Origin of the sequence: Haloglomus halophilum, assembly GCF_024298885.1 — an archaeon.
GTDB classification, from domain to species: domain Archaea; phylum Halobacteriota; class Halobacteria; order Halobacteriales; family Haloarculaceae; genus Haloglomus; species Haloglomus halophilum.
In genome coordinates this window covers 1,006,058-1,023,525 of sequence record NZ_CP101166.1, presented here as the reverse complement: position 1 = coordinate 1,023,525, position 17,468 = coordinate 1,006,058, and the positions used below count along the sequence as shown (strand labels likewise).

18 protein-coding genes and 1 tRNA gene are annotated in these 17,468 nt (G+C 70.2%); 11 read left to right on the top strand and 8 right to left on the bottom strand.

Annotation, left to right across the window (positions count from 1 at the left end):
- Positions 1-14: 14 nt before the first annotated feature.
- Together prs and NL114_RS05070 are read right to left on the bottom strand one after the other, a co-directional pair.
- Positions 15-863 (bottom strand): ribose-phosphate diphosphokinase, encoded by an 849-nt coding sequence (gene prs, locus NL114_RS05075; protein WP_254823710.1) that lies wholly within the window; start codon positions 861-863, stop codon positions 15-17.
- A 250-nt stretch (positions 864-1,113) separates the two neighbouring features.
- Positions 1,114-1,974 (bottom strand): HVO_0234 family beta-propeller protein, encoded by an 861-nt coding sequence (locus tag NL114_RS05070; protein ID WP_254823709.1) that lies wholly within the window; start codon positions 1,972-1,974, stop codon positions 1,114-1,116.
- 137 nt (positions 1,975-2,111) lie between these two features.
- On the opposite strand from NL114_RS05070, the gene glmM reads away from it, so the two are divergent.
- Positions 2,112-3,542, top strand: coding sequence for a phosphoglucosamine mutase (gene glmM / locus NL114_RS05065; protein WP_254823708.1), 1,431 nt, complete (start codon positions 2,112-2,114; stop codon positions 3,540-3,542).
- 87 nt (positions 3,543-3,629) lie between these two features.
- On the opposite strand, the gene NL114_RS05060 is transcribed toward glmM, so the two are convergent.
- The gene (locus tag NL114_RS05060; protein ID WP_254824679.1) at positions 3,630-4,844 is read right to left on the bottom strand and encodes a tripartite tricarboxylate transporter permease; all 1,215 of its coding nucleotides are present in this window, start codon (positions 4,842-4,844) and stop codon (positions 3,630-3,632) included.
- Positions 4,845-5,033: 189 nt separating this feature from the next.
- On the opposite strand from NL114_RS05060, the gene NL114_RS05055 reads away from it, so the two are divergent.
- Entirely contained in the window at positions 5,034-5,447 is a 414-nt protein-coding gene (locus NL114_RS05055) for a plastocyanin/azurin family copper-binding protein (protein WP_254823707.1), read from the top strand.
- A gap of 38 nt (positions 5,448-5,485) precedes the next feature.
- Here NL114_RS05055 and NL114_RS05050 read toward each other — a convergent pair whose 3' ends face one another.
- Genes NL114_RS05050 through NL114_RS05035 form a run of 4 tightly spaced genes read right to left on the bottom strand, consistent with a single transcriptional unit; the run spans position 5,486 to position 8,197 of the window.
- Positions 5,486-6,121 (bottom strand): 30S ribosomal protein S3ae, encoded by a 636-nt coding sequence (locus NL114_RS05050; protein WP_254823706.1) that lies wholly within the window; start codon positions 6,119-6,121, stop codon positions 5,486-5,488.
- Positions 6,118-6,504 carry a KEOPS complex subunit Pcc1 gene (locus NL114_RS21735; protein WP_350355399.1) on the bottom strand — a complete coding sequence of 129 codons (387 nt, stop codon included), beginning with the start codon at positions 6,502-6,504 and terminating at the stop codon, positions 6,118-6,120. Before NL114_RS21735 ends, NL114_RS05050 begins: the two co-directional genes overlap by 4 nt.
- Positions 6,501-7,718: an exonuclease RecJ gene (locus NL114_RS05040; RefSeq protein ID WP_254823705.1), complete on the bottom strand. Its 1,218-nt coding sequence runs from the start codon at positions 7,716-7,718 to the stop codon at positions 6,501-6,503. The genes NL114_RS21735 and NL114_RS05040 overlap by 4 nt, the downstream gene beginning before the upstream one ends.
- A gap of 14 nt (positions 7,719-7,732) precedes the next feature.
- Positions 7,733-8,197, bottom strand: coding sequence for a 30S ribosomal protein S15 (locus tag NL114_RS05035; RefSeq protein ID WP_254823704.1), 465 nt, complete (start codon positions 8,195-8,197; stop codon positions 7,733-7,735).
- 328 nt (positions 8,198-8,525) lie between these two features.
- Between NL114_RS05035 and NL114_RS05030 the strand changes: the two genes are divergently transcribed.
- The 8 genes from NL114_RS05030 to NL114_RS04995 all read left to right on the top strand — a co-directional run bounded on the left by NL114_RS05030 (position 8,526) and on the right by NL114_RS04995 (position 16,764).
- Positions 8,526-8,597, top strand: a tRNA-Ala gene (locus NL114_RS05030).
- A gap of 174 nt (positions 8,598-8,771) precedes the next feature.
- The gene (locus NL114_RS05025; protein ID WP_254823703.1) at positions 8,772-9,059 is read left to right on the top strand and encodes a hypothetical protein; all 288 of its coding nucleotides are present in this window, start codon (positions 8,772-8,774) and stop codon (positions 9,057-9,059) included.
- A gap of 111 nt (positions 9,060-9,170) precedes the next feature.
- Positions 9,171-10,214, top strand: coding sequence for an outer membrane protein assembly factor BamB family protein (locus NL114_RS05020; protein WP_254823702.1), 1,044 nt, complete (start codon positions 9,171-9,173; stop codon positions 10,212-10,214).
- A gap of 179 nt (positions 10,215-10,393) precedes the next feature.
- Positions 10,394-12,343 carry an ABC transporter ATP-binding protein gene (locus NL114_RS05015; protein WP_254823701.1) on the top strand — a complete coding sequence of 650 codons (1,950 nt, stop codon included), beginning with the start codon at positions 10,394-10,396 and terminating at the stop codon, positions 12,341-12,343.
- A gap of 183 nt (positions 12,344-12,526) precedes the next feature.
- Entirely contained in the window at positions 12,527-13,045 is a 519-nt protein-coding gene (locus NL114_RS05010; RefSeq protein ID WP_254823700.1) for a response regulator transcription factor, read from the top strand.
- Between the two features lie 13 nt (positions 13,046-13,058).
- A complete protein-coding gene (locus NL114_RS05005) occupies positions 13,059-13,802 on the top strand; it encodes a histidine kinase N-terminal 7TM domain-containing protein (RefSeq protein ID WP_254823699.1) in 744 nt (247 codons plus the stop codon).
- Between the two features lie 31 nt (positions 13,803-13,833).
- Positions 13,834-16,209: a PAS domain S-box protein gene (locus NL114_RS05000; RefSeq protein WP_254823698.1), complete on the top strand. Its 2,376-nt coding sequence runs from the start codon at positions 13,834-13,836 to the stop codon at positions 16,207-16,209.
- A gap of 138 nt (positions 16,210-16,347) precedes the next feature.
- On the top strand, positions 16,348-16,764 hold the full coding sequence (locus tag NL114_RS04995) for a hypothetical protein (protein ID WP_254823697.1): 417 nt from the start codon (positions 16,348-16,350) through the stop codon (positions 16,762-16,764).
- A gap of 69 nt (positions 16,765-16,833) precedes the next feature.
- On the opposite strand, the gene NL114_RS04990 is transcribed toward NL114_RS04995, so the two are convergent.
- The gene (locus NL114_RS04990) at positions 16,834-17,001 is read right to left on the bottom strand and encodes a hypothetical protein (protein WP_254823696.1); all 168 of its coding nucleotides are present in this window, start codon (positions 16,999-17,001) and stop codon (positions 16,834-16,836) included.
- A gap of 229 nt (positions 17,002-17,230) precedes the next feature.
- Between NL114_RS04990 and NL114_RS04985 the strand changes: the two genes are divergently transcribed.
- Positions 17,231-17,455 carry a hypothetical protein gene (locus NL114_RS04985; RefSeq protein ID WP_254823695.1) on the top strand — a complete coding sequence of 75 codons (225 nt, stop codon included), beginning with the start codon at positions 17,231-17,233 and terminating at the stop codon, positions 17,453-17,455.
- The last annotated feature ends 13 nt before the right edge of the window (positions 17,456-17,468 follow it).

The following is a 17,468-nucleotide window of genomic DNA, read 5'->3' as shown; positions in this document are numbered from 1 at the left end:
GCGCCGGCGCCGGGTCAGAGGTGCTCGGCTACTGCGGGGGCGACGCTCACAGACGACGACGCTCGCTCCAGCGTGTCCGTGCCGTAGACGGCCTCGATATCCGCCCGTTCGAGCCGGGTCCGTGCGCTCGCCGCGAGCATCGGGTGGACGCAGGTCACGAAGACGCGGCCGACGGCGTGGCCGTGGAGCTGTGCGATGGCCTCGCTCATCGTTCCGCCGGTGGCGATGATATCGTCGACGAGGACCACATCGCGGCCAGCGGCGTCGACCGCGGACGGCTCCATCTCGACCTCGCCGGTCTCCCGGTCGCGGTGCTTCTCGAAGTGGTCGGTCTCGCCGGCGCCGTAGGCGTCCCGGACCGTCGCCGCGAGGTCGGTGGCCCCCGCGTCGGGCGCGAGGAACAGCGGCTCCTGCAGGTCGTCGGGGAGCGGCTCGGCCAGGCGGGCCGACGCGTCGACGGCCTCGAACGGCACGTCGAAGAACTCGCCGACGTCCGGCTCGTGGGGGGTGACCACGAGGACGCGGTCCGTTCCCGTGGAGATGGCCCGTGCCATCGCCCGCGCCGAGACCGGCTCGCCCTCGCGGAACCGCTGGTCCTGTCGGCCGTAGCCCATGTACGGGACGACCGTCACGACCTCGTCGGCCCGGTCGGCGACGGCGTCCTGCAGCTGGAGCAACTCGACGTGGGCGTCGCTGGAGTCCGTGCTCGCCACCACCACCGCACGGGACCCCTCGAAGTCGGGCACACGGGCGAGGAGCTCGCCGTCCGCGAACCGCTCGAACTCGACGGGGGCCAGGGGCTCGTCGAGGGCGGCGGCCAGCGACGCCGCGAGCGACTGCGACCCGGACCCTGGGACTATCATGACTGCGGCTCCCTCGTGCAGGGTAACAAGCGTTTCCGTCGGCAGGCGTTTGCAGCGAGGTCGGGGATGGCGGCGAGGTTGGCTACGAAGCCCTCGGTCGCTCGTGGTCGTTCCAGCCGAGCAGGGTACCCCCACACCTCCCCGCCCGCTCGCCGGCGTGGCTCCGCACGGCGCTGACGCGCCGGCTCCGCCTGATGGGGCGAGCGGGCGCTTCCTGTGGTGGAATGGGCCGGCCGTCGCTTCCGGCTGATTACTCCAGCGAGACGCCGGGGACGGCCAGCCGCCGTGCGCCGGGGAGGCCGAGCGAGCGGTCGCGCCAGCCGTCGCCCGCGTTCGCCAGGACGGTCCCCTCGGCAGTGACGGCGTAGGTCGCCTCGGGGCCGTACGCCACGTCGACGACGTGGCCGGCCACCGGGAGGTCGGTCTCGACCCAGGCGGCCTCGTCGTACCCCTCGCTGGCGGGCGAGCGGGCGTACAGCGCGTCCGGGGTCGCGGCGTGGGCGCGGCCGTCGGGCGCTGCGGCCACGGCCCGGAAGTCGCCGGCGAGCGCGTCCATCCAGCCGTTGCCGAGGTAGTAGAGCCCGTCGCCGGTCGCGGCAAGCGGGCCCGCGGGCGCCACGTCACGGACATCCGCGAGGCCGAGGCGGTCGCCGTCGAGGCGGAACAGACCCTCGGCACCCGCGACCATGTCGTCGACGATGGCACGCACCTCGCCCACTTCGGCAGTGGTCGTCCAGGAACCCGGCGCGGGGTCGTCGGTGTCGCCGACGGTCGGGTCGCCGTCGGGGTCGAACCGGAGGACACGGTCGTCGCCCGCGGCGTGGAGCGCACCGTCGTGCCAGCCGACAGCCGTCGCGTCGCCGAACCCGGTGGGGCGGAAGGTGTCGCCGGTGCCGAGGCGCACGTCGTCCTCGCCCGCGAGCGCGAGGTTGCCGTCCGCGCCGGCCACGTCGTGGACGCCGCCGCGGTGGGCCAGGCCGAACTCGCCGACGAGGTCGTCCGAGATCTCGACCCGCGCGAGCCCCGCACCCGTGGCGACGAACACGGCCGTCGTGCCCGTCTTCGCGCCGTAGACGCGCTTCTCGTCGATGGAGATGTCGTCGTCGCTCATATCCGAACGCCGACGGCCACGCCCAAAGCGGTTGCCGTGCGGCTCCGGCTCCCGGTGTGGGCGAGGGCGTCACGGGATAGCGACGGCGGGGTGCTGTCCGGAACCCCTTTGACGCGACCGGACGGACGCCCACCCGAATGGAGGTGTTCGGTTCCAGCGGGGTCCGCGGTGTGGTCGGTGACCTGATGACGCCCGCGTTCGTCGGCCGGGTCGCGCGCGCTGCTGGCGCCGTCTGGCGCGAGGACGTCCCGGGTGACGACCGACCGGTGGCCGCGCTCGCTCGCGACACCCGCCGGACTGGCGAGACGTTCGCGGACGCCGCAGCCGCCGGCCTGACCAGCGTCGGCCTCGATGTCCACCGACTCGGTGTCGTCCCCACGCCGGGGTTGCAGGCGTACGCCGAGTGCAAGGGGGTCCCGGGACTGATGGTGACGGCCAGCCACAACCCGCCGGAGTACAACGGCGTGAAGCTCATCGGCGCCGACGGCATCGAACTGGACCGTTCGGACCTCGAACGCGTGGAGGCACACGTCCGCGCGATGCGCTCCGACGGCGCCGTCGGGCCGCCTCACGCCTCGTGGGACGAGACCGGCCGGAGCTACCGCATCGACAACGCCAGACGACAGTACGTCGAGAGCGTCGTCGACGCGGTCGACCGCGAGGCCATCGCCGGTGCCGACCTGACGGTCGCGCTCGACCCCGGTCACGGGGCCGGTGCACTCACCTCACCCGACCTGTTCCGCGAACTCGGCTGCGAGGTCGTCACCGTCAACGCGACGCCCGACGGCCACTTCCCGGGCCGCGACCCCGAACCCGTCCCGGACAATCTCGCCGACCTCGGGCGACTCGTCCGGGCCCGCGGCGCGGATGTCGGCATCGCCCACGACGGCGACGCCGACCGCGCCATCTTCTACGACGCCGCCGGCGACCCCGTCGAGGGTGACGCCACCCTCGCGGCGCTGGCCGCCGCGGACCTGGAACCCGGGGACGCCACCGTCTCCGCCGTGAACGTCTCCCAGCGGCTCGTCGAGGCTGCCCGGCGGTCCGACGCGGCGCTCGAACTCACGCCCATCGGGAGCACGCACATCATCACGCGCATCGAGGAACTGCAGGCCGAGGGGACCCACGTCCCGGTCGCCGGCGAGGGGAACGGGGGCGTCCTCTTCCCGCCCTACCGCCTCGCCCGCGACGGCGCCTACACGGCCGCCCGCTTCTGCGAGTTGCTGGCCGGCCACGGCGACATCGCGGGCGTCGCCGACGGCCGCCGGACGTTCCGGGAGGTGGTCGCCCCGTTCGACGGCTACGAGAACGTCCGGCTGAACGTGGGACACTCCGGCGGCACGGAGCGCGAGGCGATGCTCGAGGCCATCGAAGCCCACGCTGCCGCGGCGGACGCCGAGGTCACGACCATCGACGGCTACCGCCTCGACTTCGGCGACGCCTGGGTGCTGGCCCGGGAATCGGGGACGGAACCGCTCATCCGGGTGTACGCCGAGGCACCGAGCCGCGAGCGCGCGGAGGCGCTCGCCCACGCGATGCGGGACGATATCCTCGCGGCAGCAGACTAGTCCCAGAATATCTCGAATAGCCCCTCGATATCCATCTAACTCTGCTCGAAGAACTTATGTCTGGAATGTTCGCTGGTTCGGGACGAATCACGCCCCCACGATGAGCGGCCCCATCAGCACGCCCATCAGGTGTGACCGGCGTGCGCCGAGGCGAGCGGGCACCAGTCCCAGCCCCGCCGCGACGAGGAAGATGCCCACGCCGAGCACGCCCGCGAAGACGAAGGAGACGGCGGCGAGTCCCACGAGGACGGCGGCCGACAGCCGGGTGTAGTCGGTGTCACGGAGTCGTTCGAGATACCGGTCGCCCAGCACCGGGACCAGGCAGAAGCCGGCGACGGCTGCGAGTCCAGCAGCGGCCAGGAGCAGCGGCAGGTTCAGCGGGGTCTTCGCCTCCTCCAGCGCCACGAGAACGCCGGTTCGCGGGGAGCCGAGTGCGACGAGCGCGAACAGGGCGAAGACGGAGTTAGCGGTGTTGACGCCGCTCGTCGTGACGATGAACCCGCGGGCGCCGCTGCCGCCGACCGCGAGCAGGGCGACCGTCGCCGCGACCGCGCTGGAGACGCCGGGGACGTAGCCGACGACGGCGCCGGCGAGCGCGCCGACGGCGCCGAGCCGGGCGACGGCCTTCGGTCCGGTCGCGACGGTCGTGTCGCCCTGCGGGGGGACACCGCTCCCGCCGAGCGCGTCCACGAGGACTGGCGCACCGAACAGCCCGGCGAACAGCGGCGTCAGGACGCCGCCGACGGCGAGCGGCGCGGCGGGGTCGATGTCGAGGGTGAGCCAACCGAGCGCGCCGCTGGCGAGGAACGACCCCGCGCCCACGAGCATCCGGAACGGGTCGCGCTCGGTGAGGACCAGCACGAGGGCCACGCCACCGAGGACGAGCGGCAGATGTGCCCGCAGCGTCGGGTAGGCCGTGACCATCGCCCGCGTGACGGGGATGGCGAGCGGCACCGCGAGCAGGACGGCGAGGCCACTCCCGAGCGCGGAGAGTCGGAGGGCCTCCCGGCCCCGTCCTTCGAGCACGAGTCGATGGCCCGGCAGCGCGGAGGCGGCCATCGCGGGGTCGGGCACGCCCAGCGCGAGCGCGGGCACCACGTCGAGGAACGTGTGGACCACGCCGGTCGCCAGCAGCGCCGCGCCGACGAGCCGCGGCGGGCCGGGGACCGCGGGCGCAACGGAGGCCAGCAGGAGCGCCATGTTGTTCGCGTGCAGCCCCGGCGTCAGCCCGCTGACCGTGCCGAGGAGGACCCCACCCACCACGAACGCCAGTGCCGTGGCCGCCAACGCCGGGTCGAGCAGGAACCGGACGCCGGCGAGGTCGACGGCCGCCCGGAGAGGGAGCTGGCGCGGCGTCGGCGGCACGGACGGGAGCACGGGGAGCACGGTGGGCCGTCTGGTCCCGGCACCCTACTTGAACTCTCGTGCCGAGGCCCGGATTCGAGGGTCGAACCACGGCGCCTAAGCGCGCCGAACCCCAACCGCGAGGTGATGAAGCGACGGACGTTCCTCGCGACGGCTGGTGCCGCCGCCTCGGTCGGCCTCGCGGGCTGTGGGTCGAGCGCGGCGCTCTCCGACGACTCCTACGACGTGGGGATGGTCCACAACGCCTTCCGGCCCGTCGAGTACGAGGTGTCGGCCGGCGACACCGTCGTCTGGGGGAACGTCGGGAGCCGGGGCCACAGCGTCACGGCCTACGAGAGCCTCATCCCCGCGGACGCGACGTACTTCGCCTCCGGGGGCGCCGACTCCCAGCAGGAGGCGGTGGATGGGTGGCCGGGTGCCGGGAACATCCAGCCGGGGGAGACCTACTCGCACACCTTCGAGGTGCCCGGCGAGTATCAGTACTACTGCATCCCCCACGAGGCCGCCGGGATGAAGGGGACCGTCGTCGTCACGGAGTAGCCACTGCGGGAGCGAAAAGAGAACGGAAAAGCTCGGGTTCAGACCTCGACGTCCTCGTCCTCGACGGCGACGGCGGTCTCCTCCTCCTCGGCGACCTCCTCGGGGCGTGCCTCGAGGGTCATCTTCTGGACCTCCACCCGGCGGAGCGGGTAGATGGTCTTGGCCTCGGCGTAGATGGCCGAGGAGAGCTGGCCGTTGACGACCGCGTCCACGAGTTCCTCGAAGGTCCGGTCCTCCGCGGCCTCGCGGGTCAGGTCGATCATCGTCCGGCGGATCGCCTTCTCCTGGGAGTGGTCGGCCTTCTTGGTCGTGAACGCGACCGGCTGGATCTGGACGCGGTAGTCGTCCGTCGTCAGCACGGTCTCGTAGGTGGCGATCTTCGAGGAGCCACGGCGGACCAGCGAGCGCAGGTAGTCCCGGGTGAGTTCGTGCCGGATGAACTCCGTGTACGCCGAGTCCGAGCCGACGTCGTTGATCTGGAACGTCAGCTTCGTGTTGTTCTCGCTGGCGTCGTTCTCCAGCTCACCGAGCGTCGTCTCGATGGTGCGTTCGTAGAGCTGTTCGGGTTCGTCGGCGGGGGTGCGGCCGAGCTCCTGCCGGTCGAACTGCTCCGGCGCGAGCACGGTGTACCACCGCTTCTCCTGTTTCCGTCGGGAAACGCTTCGTTCGCTCATGTGTCGTGTGTGTCGTCTGTGGTGATGTCGCTGTCGTTCGTACCGCCCGATGCCTCCTCGCTCTCGTCCGCCGCGTCACCATCCACGGCCGCCGCGTCCCGGTCGTCCACCGCGGTCGTCGCCTCGCCCCGAGCGGTCGCCGCGACCTGCTCGGCCACGCGGAGGTTGACCACGTAGTCGTCGACGGTCGAGCGCAGGCCACCGGTCGTCGGGCGCTCGATGCGCGTGACGACGCGGTCCTCGGCCACTGCGGTCTCCATCGCGTCCGTGTTGTCCGGCCGGACCGCTCGGGCGACGACCGCGGGGTCGTCGTGGCGCGTCCGGAGGGTGGCACGCTTGCGGACGCCGTCCGCGCCGTCGCCGGCAGCGTCGGCCCCGCTCATGCCAGTTCCTCCCGGAACGCGTCGAGGAGTCCCGTCGGGTCGCTCGTGTCCAGCCGGGCGTACGCCGTCTCGCCGCGCGCGTGGCTCGTGCCACCGCCGGACCCGTCCGACGAGGCTCGCCCGCCGGACGGACCGCCAGCCGCCGCGGTCGCCCGCAGCGGCTCGCCGACATCGACGCCGTCGCCCGCGGCCGCGGCCTCCCCGTCACCGATGACGAGGACCGCGGGCTCGGGCGAGCGGAAGTCACGAACCAGTCGTGCGACCGTCTCGACGGGGCCGGTCCGCGTGACCACCGCGACACAGCCGTCGTACCGGCTGGTGTCGGCCGCGCGGAGCGCGTGGTGGGCGGCACTTGCGTGCTCGCGCCACGCGTCGAGCGCGGCCTCGCGGGCATCGTGCCCGAGTGCGAGCGCGACGCCCGTGCCGGGCGCGCGGCGCGCCGTCGCGTCGAGTACGTCGGCATACCCCTCGACCGTCGCGAACGGGCAGCGCGCGCCGGCGTGGGGCCGGAGCGCACGCTCTGCCGCGTCGGCCGCTCGCGGCGGCGCCTCGCCGGACCGGACGGCGTCGAACGCCAGCAACGACGCCAGCCGGCGGCCGGCGTCCTCGCGGGCCTCGCCCGCTGCGGTGTCGTCCTCGCTGGTGTCGCCGGTCCGCTCGGTGGGCAGGTCCCGCTCGGCGAGTGCCGCGCGGTACGCCTCGATGTCGCCAGAGTCGGGCGTGTGGACTAGCGTCGTGTGTGCCAGTCCGTCCGCGAGGTCCGCGGTCGGGACGCCCACGCCGGGCCGGCGGTCGCAGCCGGCGGCGGTGGCGTCGTCGGCGAGCGTCGTCGGGTCGTCGCCCGGTGCAGCGCCGGCCGCCAGCACGCCCGCGAGTGCGAGCGTCGGGTCGGCGGCGTCGGGCGCGATGTCGCGAGCGGCCGCGTAGGCCGCGGGGCTCGCGGGATGGCCGTCGAGCGCGACATCGCCGCCGGGTGCGCCGACGGTCACCGTCGCGTCCGCGTCCGTGCCGTCGCCGCGTGTCTCGGCCGGGAACGGGTGGACGGAGGCCTGGAACGGGATGCCGGTCGCCGAGAGCGCCCGCGCGAGGACACCCGTCGCGGCGAGCGCGTCGCCGTCGCTCGTCGCCACGAGCCGGACGAGGCCGGCTTCGCGGCAGGCGGCGGCGACGCTCTCACCGGGGGCGTGCCCGTCGGACGGGTCGGCGGCGGCCATTGGTGGACAGGGGGTTACTCGGTGAGCTCCTTCGCGAGCTCGTAGGTGTACGTGAAGTCCGTGTCCAGCTCGTCGCCGCGGTAGTAGTCGGCGAGCCGGCGGATCTTCGACTCCGTGTTCTGGAGCGCGCGCTTGTTCTGTGCGTCGCCGGGGTTCTCGTCCATGTGCTCGCGCAGGCGCACGGCGCGCTCGAGCAGGTTGTACAGGTCCTCCGGGACCTCGGGGGAGGCGTCGTGCTCCTCGAGGATCTCGGTGACCTTCTTGCCCGTGGCGAGCTTGACGTCGGGAATCGGCGTGCCTTGGACGCCCTCGTCGCGCAGCTTCATCCCGATCTGGGACGGGTCGTGCCCCTGCTCTGCGAGTTCGACGACGCGCTCCTCGACGGCGTCCTCGTCCACGTCGCTCCACTCCGGCGGTTCGTCGGTCGCGGGCTTGTCCGAACCGGACGAGCCGCGACGGCGGGTATGCATTCGTGCCATGTGTATACTCGTAGCTGTGTGATTGGAACCGCACGAGCCGCGTGCCCCCTCGGCAGACACCTCGGACGGTGTCGCCCGCGCGCCGACCGCGCGAGGGGCTGCGAGCGTGTGGCCGGGTGCGGCAACGCGCCGCTGTCGGCCTGCACTTCCGCACTCCCAAGCCGCCCGAACGGGCGGCGAGTCGGATATGCGGCTGTGCTGTTCCCACCCGTGCTGGACTCCTCAGCGACTAAACGGTTTCCGTTGCCCCCGCGCGTGCCATGCCGGGCCACGCGCGGTGGGATGACGATGGGTTTATGCCCGCGGCTGGACTCAGAATCGACTGCGCGGGCTCGTAGATCAGTGGTAGATCATCCCCCTGGCACGGGGAAGGCCCGGGGTTCAAATCCCCGCGAGTCCACTCACTTCGTTCGTTCCCTCGCGTGGTCTCACTCGCTCCGCTCGCGAGACCCCCGCGAGTCCACTTCCTTCCTCCTCCACTCGGTCAGTTGCTGGACTCGTGCGGTCCCCCTCGATTCGGCGCCGACCCCGTTCAGACGAACCACTACGCCGGTCGGTTGCCGTGGTATCGCGCATGGCGATGGAGGACTCCCCGTTACGGACTGGTGTGGGATCCAGTCTGATCTTCGCCGGCTTCCTCTGCTTCTGGGCCGGGACGGGGCTACACGGATTCGGCCGTCAGTGGGATGGTATCTATATCGACCTGTTCGTCGAACTTCTCGGGCTCCCGAACACACTCTTCGCACGCGCAACCGTACTACTCTCCGGGGTTCTGATAACGCTCGTCGGGGTCGGTATCGTCCCCGGGGAGGCGGAGTCCGACCGCACGAAGCACGATATCGAGTCCGACGAGGGGCCGTAGTGCGTCTCTGTGCCGCTCGGTGGAACCCCTGTGTTCCAGCGGGATGTCGACGGATCCGGGGACAGTCGTCACAGCCTAGGTTTATGCGTGTCTGTCGAGTCGCCGGAGCCGATGCGTGAATCCGAGAGCGGGGGAGAGGGACCCGTGCCCGGAACCGAGCAGTGGCGCTTCGAAGCCGGGGATGGAATCAGTTCCTCACCGACGGTGGTGGACGGAACGGTGTACGTCGTGAGTGGGGAGAACCTGTACGCGGTGGAGAAGGGCAGCGGCGACGGGCAGTGGCGCTTCGAAACCGAGGATACAGTCCGTTGCCCACCGACGGTGGTGGGCGGAACGGTGTACGTCGGGAGTGACGACGACTGTCTGTATGCGGTTGATGCACGCAGTGGGAGCGAGCAGTGGCGCTTCGACACCGAGGTCTCGGTTGCTTACCCGGTGGCGGTGGCGGATGGGACGGTGTACGTCGGGAACAGCGGTGGCTACCTGTACGCGGTGGACACGAGCAGCGGAAGCGAGCAGTGGTGTTTCGACACCTGGAGCTGGATCTCCTCCGCACCGGTCGTGGCGGATGGGACGGTGTACATCGGGAACAACGGTGGCTACCTGTTCGCGGTGGACACGAGCAGCGGAAGCGAACAGTGGCGCTTCGACACAGGCCACCGGGTCAAAGCATCACTGACAGTGGTGGATGGGATGGCGTACGTGGGGAGCAAGGACGGCCACCTATACGCGGTTGATGCACGCAGTGGGAGCGAGCAGTGGCGCGTCGACATCGGGGGGTCGGTCTATGCCCCGCCGGTCGTGGCCGACGGGACGGCGTACGTGGGGAGTACGGACGGCGGCCTGTACGCGGTTGATGCACGCAGTGGGAGCGAGCAGTGGCGCTTCGAGACTGAGGCCCCGATCCACGCCTCGCCGACCGAGGCCGATGGGACGGTGTACGTCGGGAGCGACGACGGGCGCCTGTACGCGGTTGATACGAACGGCGGGAGCGAGCAGTGGCGCTTCGACACCGGAGCAGCGGTACACTCCTCGCCGACGGTGGGTGATGGGACGGTGTACGTCGGGAGCGACGACGGCCACCTGTACGCGGTGAACACGGCTGGGTCGGATACGACAACACTCACTGGTTTCCTGTCCGGACTGTGGGACTGAGGGTGTGGGGTTCGAGCTGAATCGCGCCACCGAGTTGACCGACACGCTCCAGGCACGAGCCAGCGTGGGGGTACCGATGGGAGTGCAGCCTGCGCGAGTGCGTGCCGGTATCGGCTAGCCGACGGCACACCGCGCCACGAGACACGGAATACTTGCCTCGGCGACCGCAACACGGGCCAATGGCAGACGACCACGGGGGGTTCGAGGATGTCCGCGAGAACGTCGACGGGCATCCGATGGTGAGTCTCCTGTCCTACGCGCGGCGGTACTGGGTCCGGCTGGTCGTCGGCGTGCTCGCGTCGTTCGCGACCCGACTCGCACGGCTGGTGCCGCCGGTCATCGTCGCCGCGGCCATCGACCGGGTCATCCGGACCTCCGGCAACGCGGGGCTGCTGACGTGGGTCGGGCTGCTTCCGGCGGGCCGGATTACCGGGCAGGCAGCGAGGCTCGCGCTGCTGGAGCGGCTGGTCTGGATCGCCGTCTTCGCGTACGCGATCCGGTCGCTCACGCGGTTCGCGTCGCGGTATCTCCTCCAGTCGACCGCACAGAAGGTCCAGCGCGACCTCCGGAACGACACCTACGACCACCTCCAGCACCTCTCGATGGATTTCTTCGTCGACCACCAGACCGGCGGGATGCTGTCCATCCTCAACAGCGACATCAACCGGCTGGAGACCTTCCTCAACACCGAGTTCCGGCAACTCATCCGCGTCGTCGCCACCGTCGGCGGTATCGCGGCCATCCTCTGGTACTACTCGCCGAAACTCGCACTCATCGCGCTGGCGCCGGTCCCCATCATCGGCGTCGCGAGCGGGCGCTTCCTCACGTGGATCGAGCCCCGATACAGATCCATCCGGGAGACGGTCGCCCGACTGAACACCCGCCTCGAGAACAACCTCGGCGGGGCGGCCGTCATCAAGGCGTTCGACCGGTACGACTTCGAGCGCGACCGGGTCGCCGAGCAGAGCGAGCAGTACCACGACGAGAAGGTGGCCGCGTTGCGCATCCGCCGGGCGTTCTTCGCCAGTCTGCGGCTCCTCACGGGCGTCGTCTTCGTGGTGGCGCTCTACGTGGGTGGGCGCGATATCATCGGTGCCGAGACGGCCGGCGGCATCGCGCTGTCGACCGGCGGGTTCGCCCTCTTCTTCCTGCTTCTCCGGCGGCTCTACTCGCCGATGCGTCGGGTCGGGAAGTCCGCGAACAAGTACCAGCTGGCCAGGTCGAGTGCCGAGCGCGTGTTCGGGCTGCTCGGCCAGGAGCCGGCCATCACGTCACCCCCCGACCCCCACCAGCCCGAGGCCATCGACGGGCGCGTCACCTTCGACGATGTCACGTTCGCCTACGGCGACCGCGAGCCGGTCATCCACGACGTGTCGCTGGCGGTCCCGGCCGGGACGACGGTCGGCCTTGCGGGCGCGACCGGCGCCGGGAAGTCGACGCTGCTGAAACTCGTCGCTCGCTTCCACGATGTCGACGAGGGGGCGGTCCGGGTCGGCGATGTCGATGTCCGCGAGTACGACCTCCAGGCGCTTCGTGACGAGATCGCGGTCGTCGAGCAGAACCCGTACCTCTTCTCGGGGACCGTGGCCGAGAATATCTCGTACGGCGACCGCGAGGCACTCGAAGCCGAGTGGTACGGCCGGGAGCGCGGCGACTCCGCGAGTGGGGCGGAGGCTGGTGACGGGGACACGTCGACCCGTGACCGCATCCGCCAGGTCGCGAAGGCGGTCGAGGCCCACGAGTTCATCACCGACCTGCCCGAGGGCTACGACACGCGCGTCGGCGAGCGCGGGGTGAAACTCTCCGGCGGGCAGCGCCAGCGTCTCGCGATCGCCCGGGCCCTGCTGAACGACCCGTCCATCATCGTCTTCGACGAGGCGACCTCCGACGTGGACACGGAGACCGAGGAGCTGATCCAGGCGAGTCTCGACCGGCTGGTCGAGGACCGAACGGCGTTCGTCATCGCCCACCGGCTCTCGACCATCAAGGACGCCGACGAGATCGTCGTGCTGGACGAGGGTCGTATCGTCGAGCAGGGGACCCATGAGGAACTGCTCGCGACCGACGGCGAGTACGCCGACCTCTGGGGTGCGCAGGCGGATGCCGGACCGGCGCCGGCGGACGACTGAGGCGGCTGCTCACCCCGGCCGGGACGGACGCACCGCCAGCCGGACTCGACCGGGGCTAGATGATGAGCCCCGCGTGTTCGCCGGACTAACTATCGAGCCCCAACCGCTACCGTCGATTACACTGCAAGGACACGTATGGTGGGTTCGATAGCTCGAGACACAGGAACGCCGACCGTACTCGTCGTGGACGACGACCCGGATGTCGCGGCTGCCTACGAGATATGGCTCCGCGAGTCCGCGGAGGTGCGGACGGTGCATGGCGGGGAGGCGGCGCTCGACACGCTCGACGAGACGGTCGATATCGTCCTTCTGGACCGGCACATGCCCGGTCGGTCCGGTGACGCCGTCGCGGCCGACATCCGCGACCGGCACCCCGCGTGTATGATCGCGGCCGTCTCGGCTGCCGCCCCCAGTATCGACGCGACGGAGCCGCCGTTCGACATGTATCTCCGGAAACCGGTCTCCCGGGCGGACCTCGTGACCGCCGTCGAGACGCTCCAGGAGCGGGCGTCGTACGGCCGGACGCTCCGGACCCTCTGTGCGCTGGCCGAGAAGCGCGTCGCGCTCCAGGAGACGAAGACGAAGGCACAGCTCCGCGAGAGCCCGGCCTTCGACCAGCTGGCGACGGAGATCGAGCTGTCCTGGGCCGAACTTGACACCGAACGCTTCGAGTCGGCCGAACTGCGGAGGCTCATCGCATGAGGAAGGTCGACGCATGAGCCCCATCGTTGCCGACGCGGTCGTCCAGGCACTGCTCGGCGGGTTCGCCGTGCTGGTCCTCCTGTCGACGTACCCGTTCGTCGCGACCGCCATCGCCTACCGCCGTCGCGACAACGGGCTCGCCTACATCCTGCTCCTGATGGGGATCAGCGTCTGGAACGCGATGCTCGCCGCACAGCTCCTCTCCCCCCGGCCGCTGGTGAAGGGGTTCTTCCTCTCGCTGTCGGTCGTCGGGTCGCTGCTCGCCGCGCTCGGGTGGTTCCTCTTCGCCTGTACCGCGAGCAGTACCCCGAACGTCCCGCGCAGACGGCTGCTGTACGGCGGCGCGGCCGTCCTCACGGGCGTCGACGTCCTCCTGGCGATGACGGCGCCCGCCCACACCATCTACTGGGTGGTTCCCGAGCCGTCGACGCTGACGACCGGCTTCGCCGTCATCACGCCGAAACTGGGGTACTGGCTCCACATCCAGCTGCTCGTGGTGCTGCTCGGTGGGGGGACGCTCCTCTTCGCCGCCGCGTGGGAACGCGGGACCGACGTCCGGTTCACGCGGCTGTACACGATCGCGGGCACCGCGACCGTCGCCGGCGTCCTCTGGAGCGCGGTCGCTGCCCCGGGCGGAACCTCGGTTGCACCACTGCTGGCGGCATCGCTCAGTGCCATCGGGTGGCTCCAGGCCCAGCAGGTCTCCTGGTTCGCCGAACGGGAGTGGTCCGTGTGGCGAACGTTCGTTCAAGACTAGATTCTTTAGTCCCTGTGTGCGACCTTCTAGCATGCAAGGTCCGGCGAGTCCGGGGACGGCCATCGTCCACGTCGGTTCCAGCGACCTCCCCGAGCAGCGCGTGAACGCCGCGGCCGAGCGGATGGTGTTCGACGTCCACGATGCCGACTCGGGCGAGCACGCGGTGGATCTCGTCAGAGAGGGCGTCGCCGAGGCGATCGTCAGCCGGTACTCGCTGTCGGACGGCGACGGGCTCGAGTTGCTGCGCACTGTCCGCGACGTGGATACCGACATCCCGTTCGTGCTGGTCGCCGCCGACGGCGACGAGCAGGTCGCGAGCGAGGCGGTCGCGGCCGGCGTGGACGGGTATCTCCCGGTGGACGACGTGGATGCCGTGGACGCCGTGGTGGAGCGGGTGACCGAGCTCCTCCAGTCCACCGTGTCGCGGACCAGCGAGGGTGAACGGCGCTATCGGAACCTGCTGGAGGCGTCACCGGCGCCCATCAACGTCTTCGACAGGACGGGCGAGATCCTCTACTCCAACCAGGCCGTCGCCGACCTGCTCGGTATCGACCACCCGGCCGACCTCGAGGGTGATTCGATATTCGACTACATCGAGGTCGCGGACCGCGAGGTCGCCCGGGCGGAACTGGCCAGCGTCATCGAGGAGGGGGAGACGGTCGGGCCGACACAGATGACGGTCTGCCCTGACGACGGGCCCTGCCGGGATATCCAGGTCGCCACGGCGCCCGGTGAGTTCCGCGGGGAACCGGTCGGGCAGGCGGTCATCATCGACGTGACCGAACTCCGGGAGGCCGAGCGGGAGCTGCGGTCGGAGCGACGGTTCATCGAGAACGCGCTCGATACGCTGGACGACGGGTTCTACGTCGTCGACCCGGAGGGGCGGCTCGTCCGGTGGAACCGGGCGCTCGCCGAGACGACCGGCTACACCGAGACCGAACTCGACGGGATGTCCCTCGACCGGCTGATCGTCGGGCGGGACATCCCGGACTTCGAATCCGGGCTGCAGACGGCGCTGGACGAGGGGCAGGACACCCGGGAGCTGACGATGGTGACGAAGGAGGGCGAGACGATGCCGATAGAGGCGCGGACCCGGCGGCTGACCGACGAGGCGGGGACCGTCATCGGTGCCGTCGGCATCTCCCGCGGCATCGCCGAGCGCCGCGAGCGGGAGCGCCAGCTCACCGCCCAGCGCGAGCAACTCTCGATGCTCGCCCAGACCAACCAGCTGGTCAGGGAGATCAACGCGGCCCTGGTCACGGCGGAGTCCCGGGCGGAGGTGGAGTCGCTCGTCTGTGAGCGACTCGCCGGGACCGGGCCGTACCAGTTCGCCTGGATCGGAGCCCCCGACCGGGGCCACCAGCGGATCGTGCCGCGAGCGGCCGCCGGAACGGACGAGGGGTATCTGGACGCCATCTCGATATCGCTCGACGACGAGCAACAGGCCCCCGTCGTGCGGGCGATACGGACGAACGAGGTGCAGACGAACGAGATCACGGACGCGGCGTTCGAGCCCTGGCGCCAGGCAGCGCAGGCCAGGGGTTTCGAGTCGGTCATCACGATCCCGCTGAGCTTCCAGAACGCCCGCTACGGCGTGCTGGCGCTGTACTCGGGCCACCGGAGCGACAACATCGAACTGGAGGAGGGCGTCCTCGGTGAACTCGGCGAAACGGTCGGTGCGGCCATCAACACCGCCGAGCGCAAGCGGGCCCTGCTCGCAGCGCCGGTGGTGGAGCTGGAGCTCGAGATCGCCGACGAGACCGAGTTCTTCAACCGGTTCGCCGCGGCGCTGGACCGGGCGATCACGCTCGAACGCATCACCCCCTGCGAGGACGGTGCTACCACCATGTACCTCTCCGTGGCGTGCCGGGAGACCGACCGGGTCGAGGCCGTCTGCGAGCAGTTCCCCTCTATCGACGACTGGGGCTGGGTCACCGACGGCCGTGACACGTCGATCCTGAAGCTCGAGACCACCGAGGGCGGCGTCGTCGATAGGCTCGCGACACACGGGAGCGTCCTCGAGTCCCTGTCGGCGACCCCCGAGCACTGTACGCTGACCGTGCAGGTCCCATCGAGTACCGACGTGCGGTCGTTCGTGAAGATGCTGGACGACAGCTACGACACCGTGCGGCTGCGGTCGCGCCAGCAGCGGACCGGCCGCTCACAGCCCGCGCTCGGGACGCAACTCGACGACCTGCTGACCGACCGCCAGCAGCAGGTTCTCGAACTGGCCTACGGCGGCGGGTACTTCGAGTCGCCCCGGGTGCAGACGGGACAGGACCTGGCTTCGGACCTGGGTATCTCCGGACCGACCTTCCACACGCATCTCCGGGCCGCACAGCGGCACATCTTCGGCGAACTCCTGTCGTCCGAATCCCACTCGGAGACGGAATCGGAGTCGGAGTGACCGACCGGTCGCCGGCAACGTCGGCTCCGCACCGGGCCGTTCTTCACCTCGGTCTAGCTGGAAAGCCATCCGAGCGGATGGGGGTAACAGGCTAGTGCGCACGAGGATGGGTCGCCGAGCGGAAGGAAGCAGTGCAACATGAGTTTCCCAATCAAGACCTCGACCATCGCGGTCGGTCTGGTCGCACTGGTGGTGGGTGCCGGGTTCGCGGCGGCAGCGGTGACCATCTCCCAGGCCAATCCGAACGAAGTCGCCCCCGGTGAGGGGCAGGTCACGGGTTCGACCAACCTGTCAATCGACTCGCAGAGTCTCTCGTACTCCGGCGTCAACGCGACGGGCGTCACCGTCGATGTCAACAACACCGGCATGACCGACCACACGGGCGACGTTCACATCTCCATCAAGAAGTCGGACGGCACCATCGTGGACAGCAAGACCTACACCGGGAAGACGTTCACGCAGGATTCGGTGACATCGGTCACGTACGACTTCCCGAGCGAACTGCCGATAGATTCGTTCTCGAAACTGGAAGTCCTCGTCGAGCAGACCGCCTGACGACGCTTCCGACGCTGATTCTTTGCGGTCTGCTGTATCGATGTCGTGACGCCGAGCGCCGGCCGGCGCTTACTCGCGGTCCATGTGGACCGCCTCGAAGTGCGCGACCACGGCCTCGAACCGCGACTCGCCGGGATCGGGCTGGACGACCGCACCGCAGAGGTCGCACGTCTCCGTGGCGGGGCCAGGGCCGACATCAGCGGCTGCAACGTCGTCCACGCGGGTCTCTGTCGTCATGATATCGTAACAACGGCTGGAAACTGTGTAGGGGTTGTGGCTTCGGTTGCCGGTGGGTTCTTCTACCGGTCCCCTGTCGGTGACGCTGGCGGTGTCCCCGGGACCGTGCGTTCGGACGGTGGTCGGTGTCCGATACCCGGCACCGGCTCTGCGGATGGTGAGAGACGCGGCACCGCCCCTGCGGGTGGCAGAAAACCATTAGTACCGATACTGCAACAATCTAGCATTCATGACGAGCAGGAGCGAGGCGACCGAACTGGCGGGTGAGCACCTGGACAAGATCGTCGGCGGGAACGTGAGCTACACCATCACCAATACGAAGCACGATATCGTCCGGTATCTGGTCTACGCGGACGTTCGCCACCCTGACGGCACCGTGGACCGCTACCGGGTCTCCGTCAGCAACAGCTCCGTGAACGGGAGCAAGAAGATCGCCTCCGACGTGGACTCGTAGCGTTCCCGCCGGG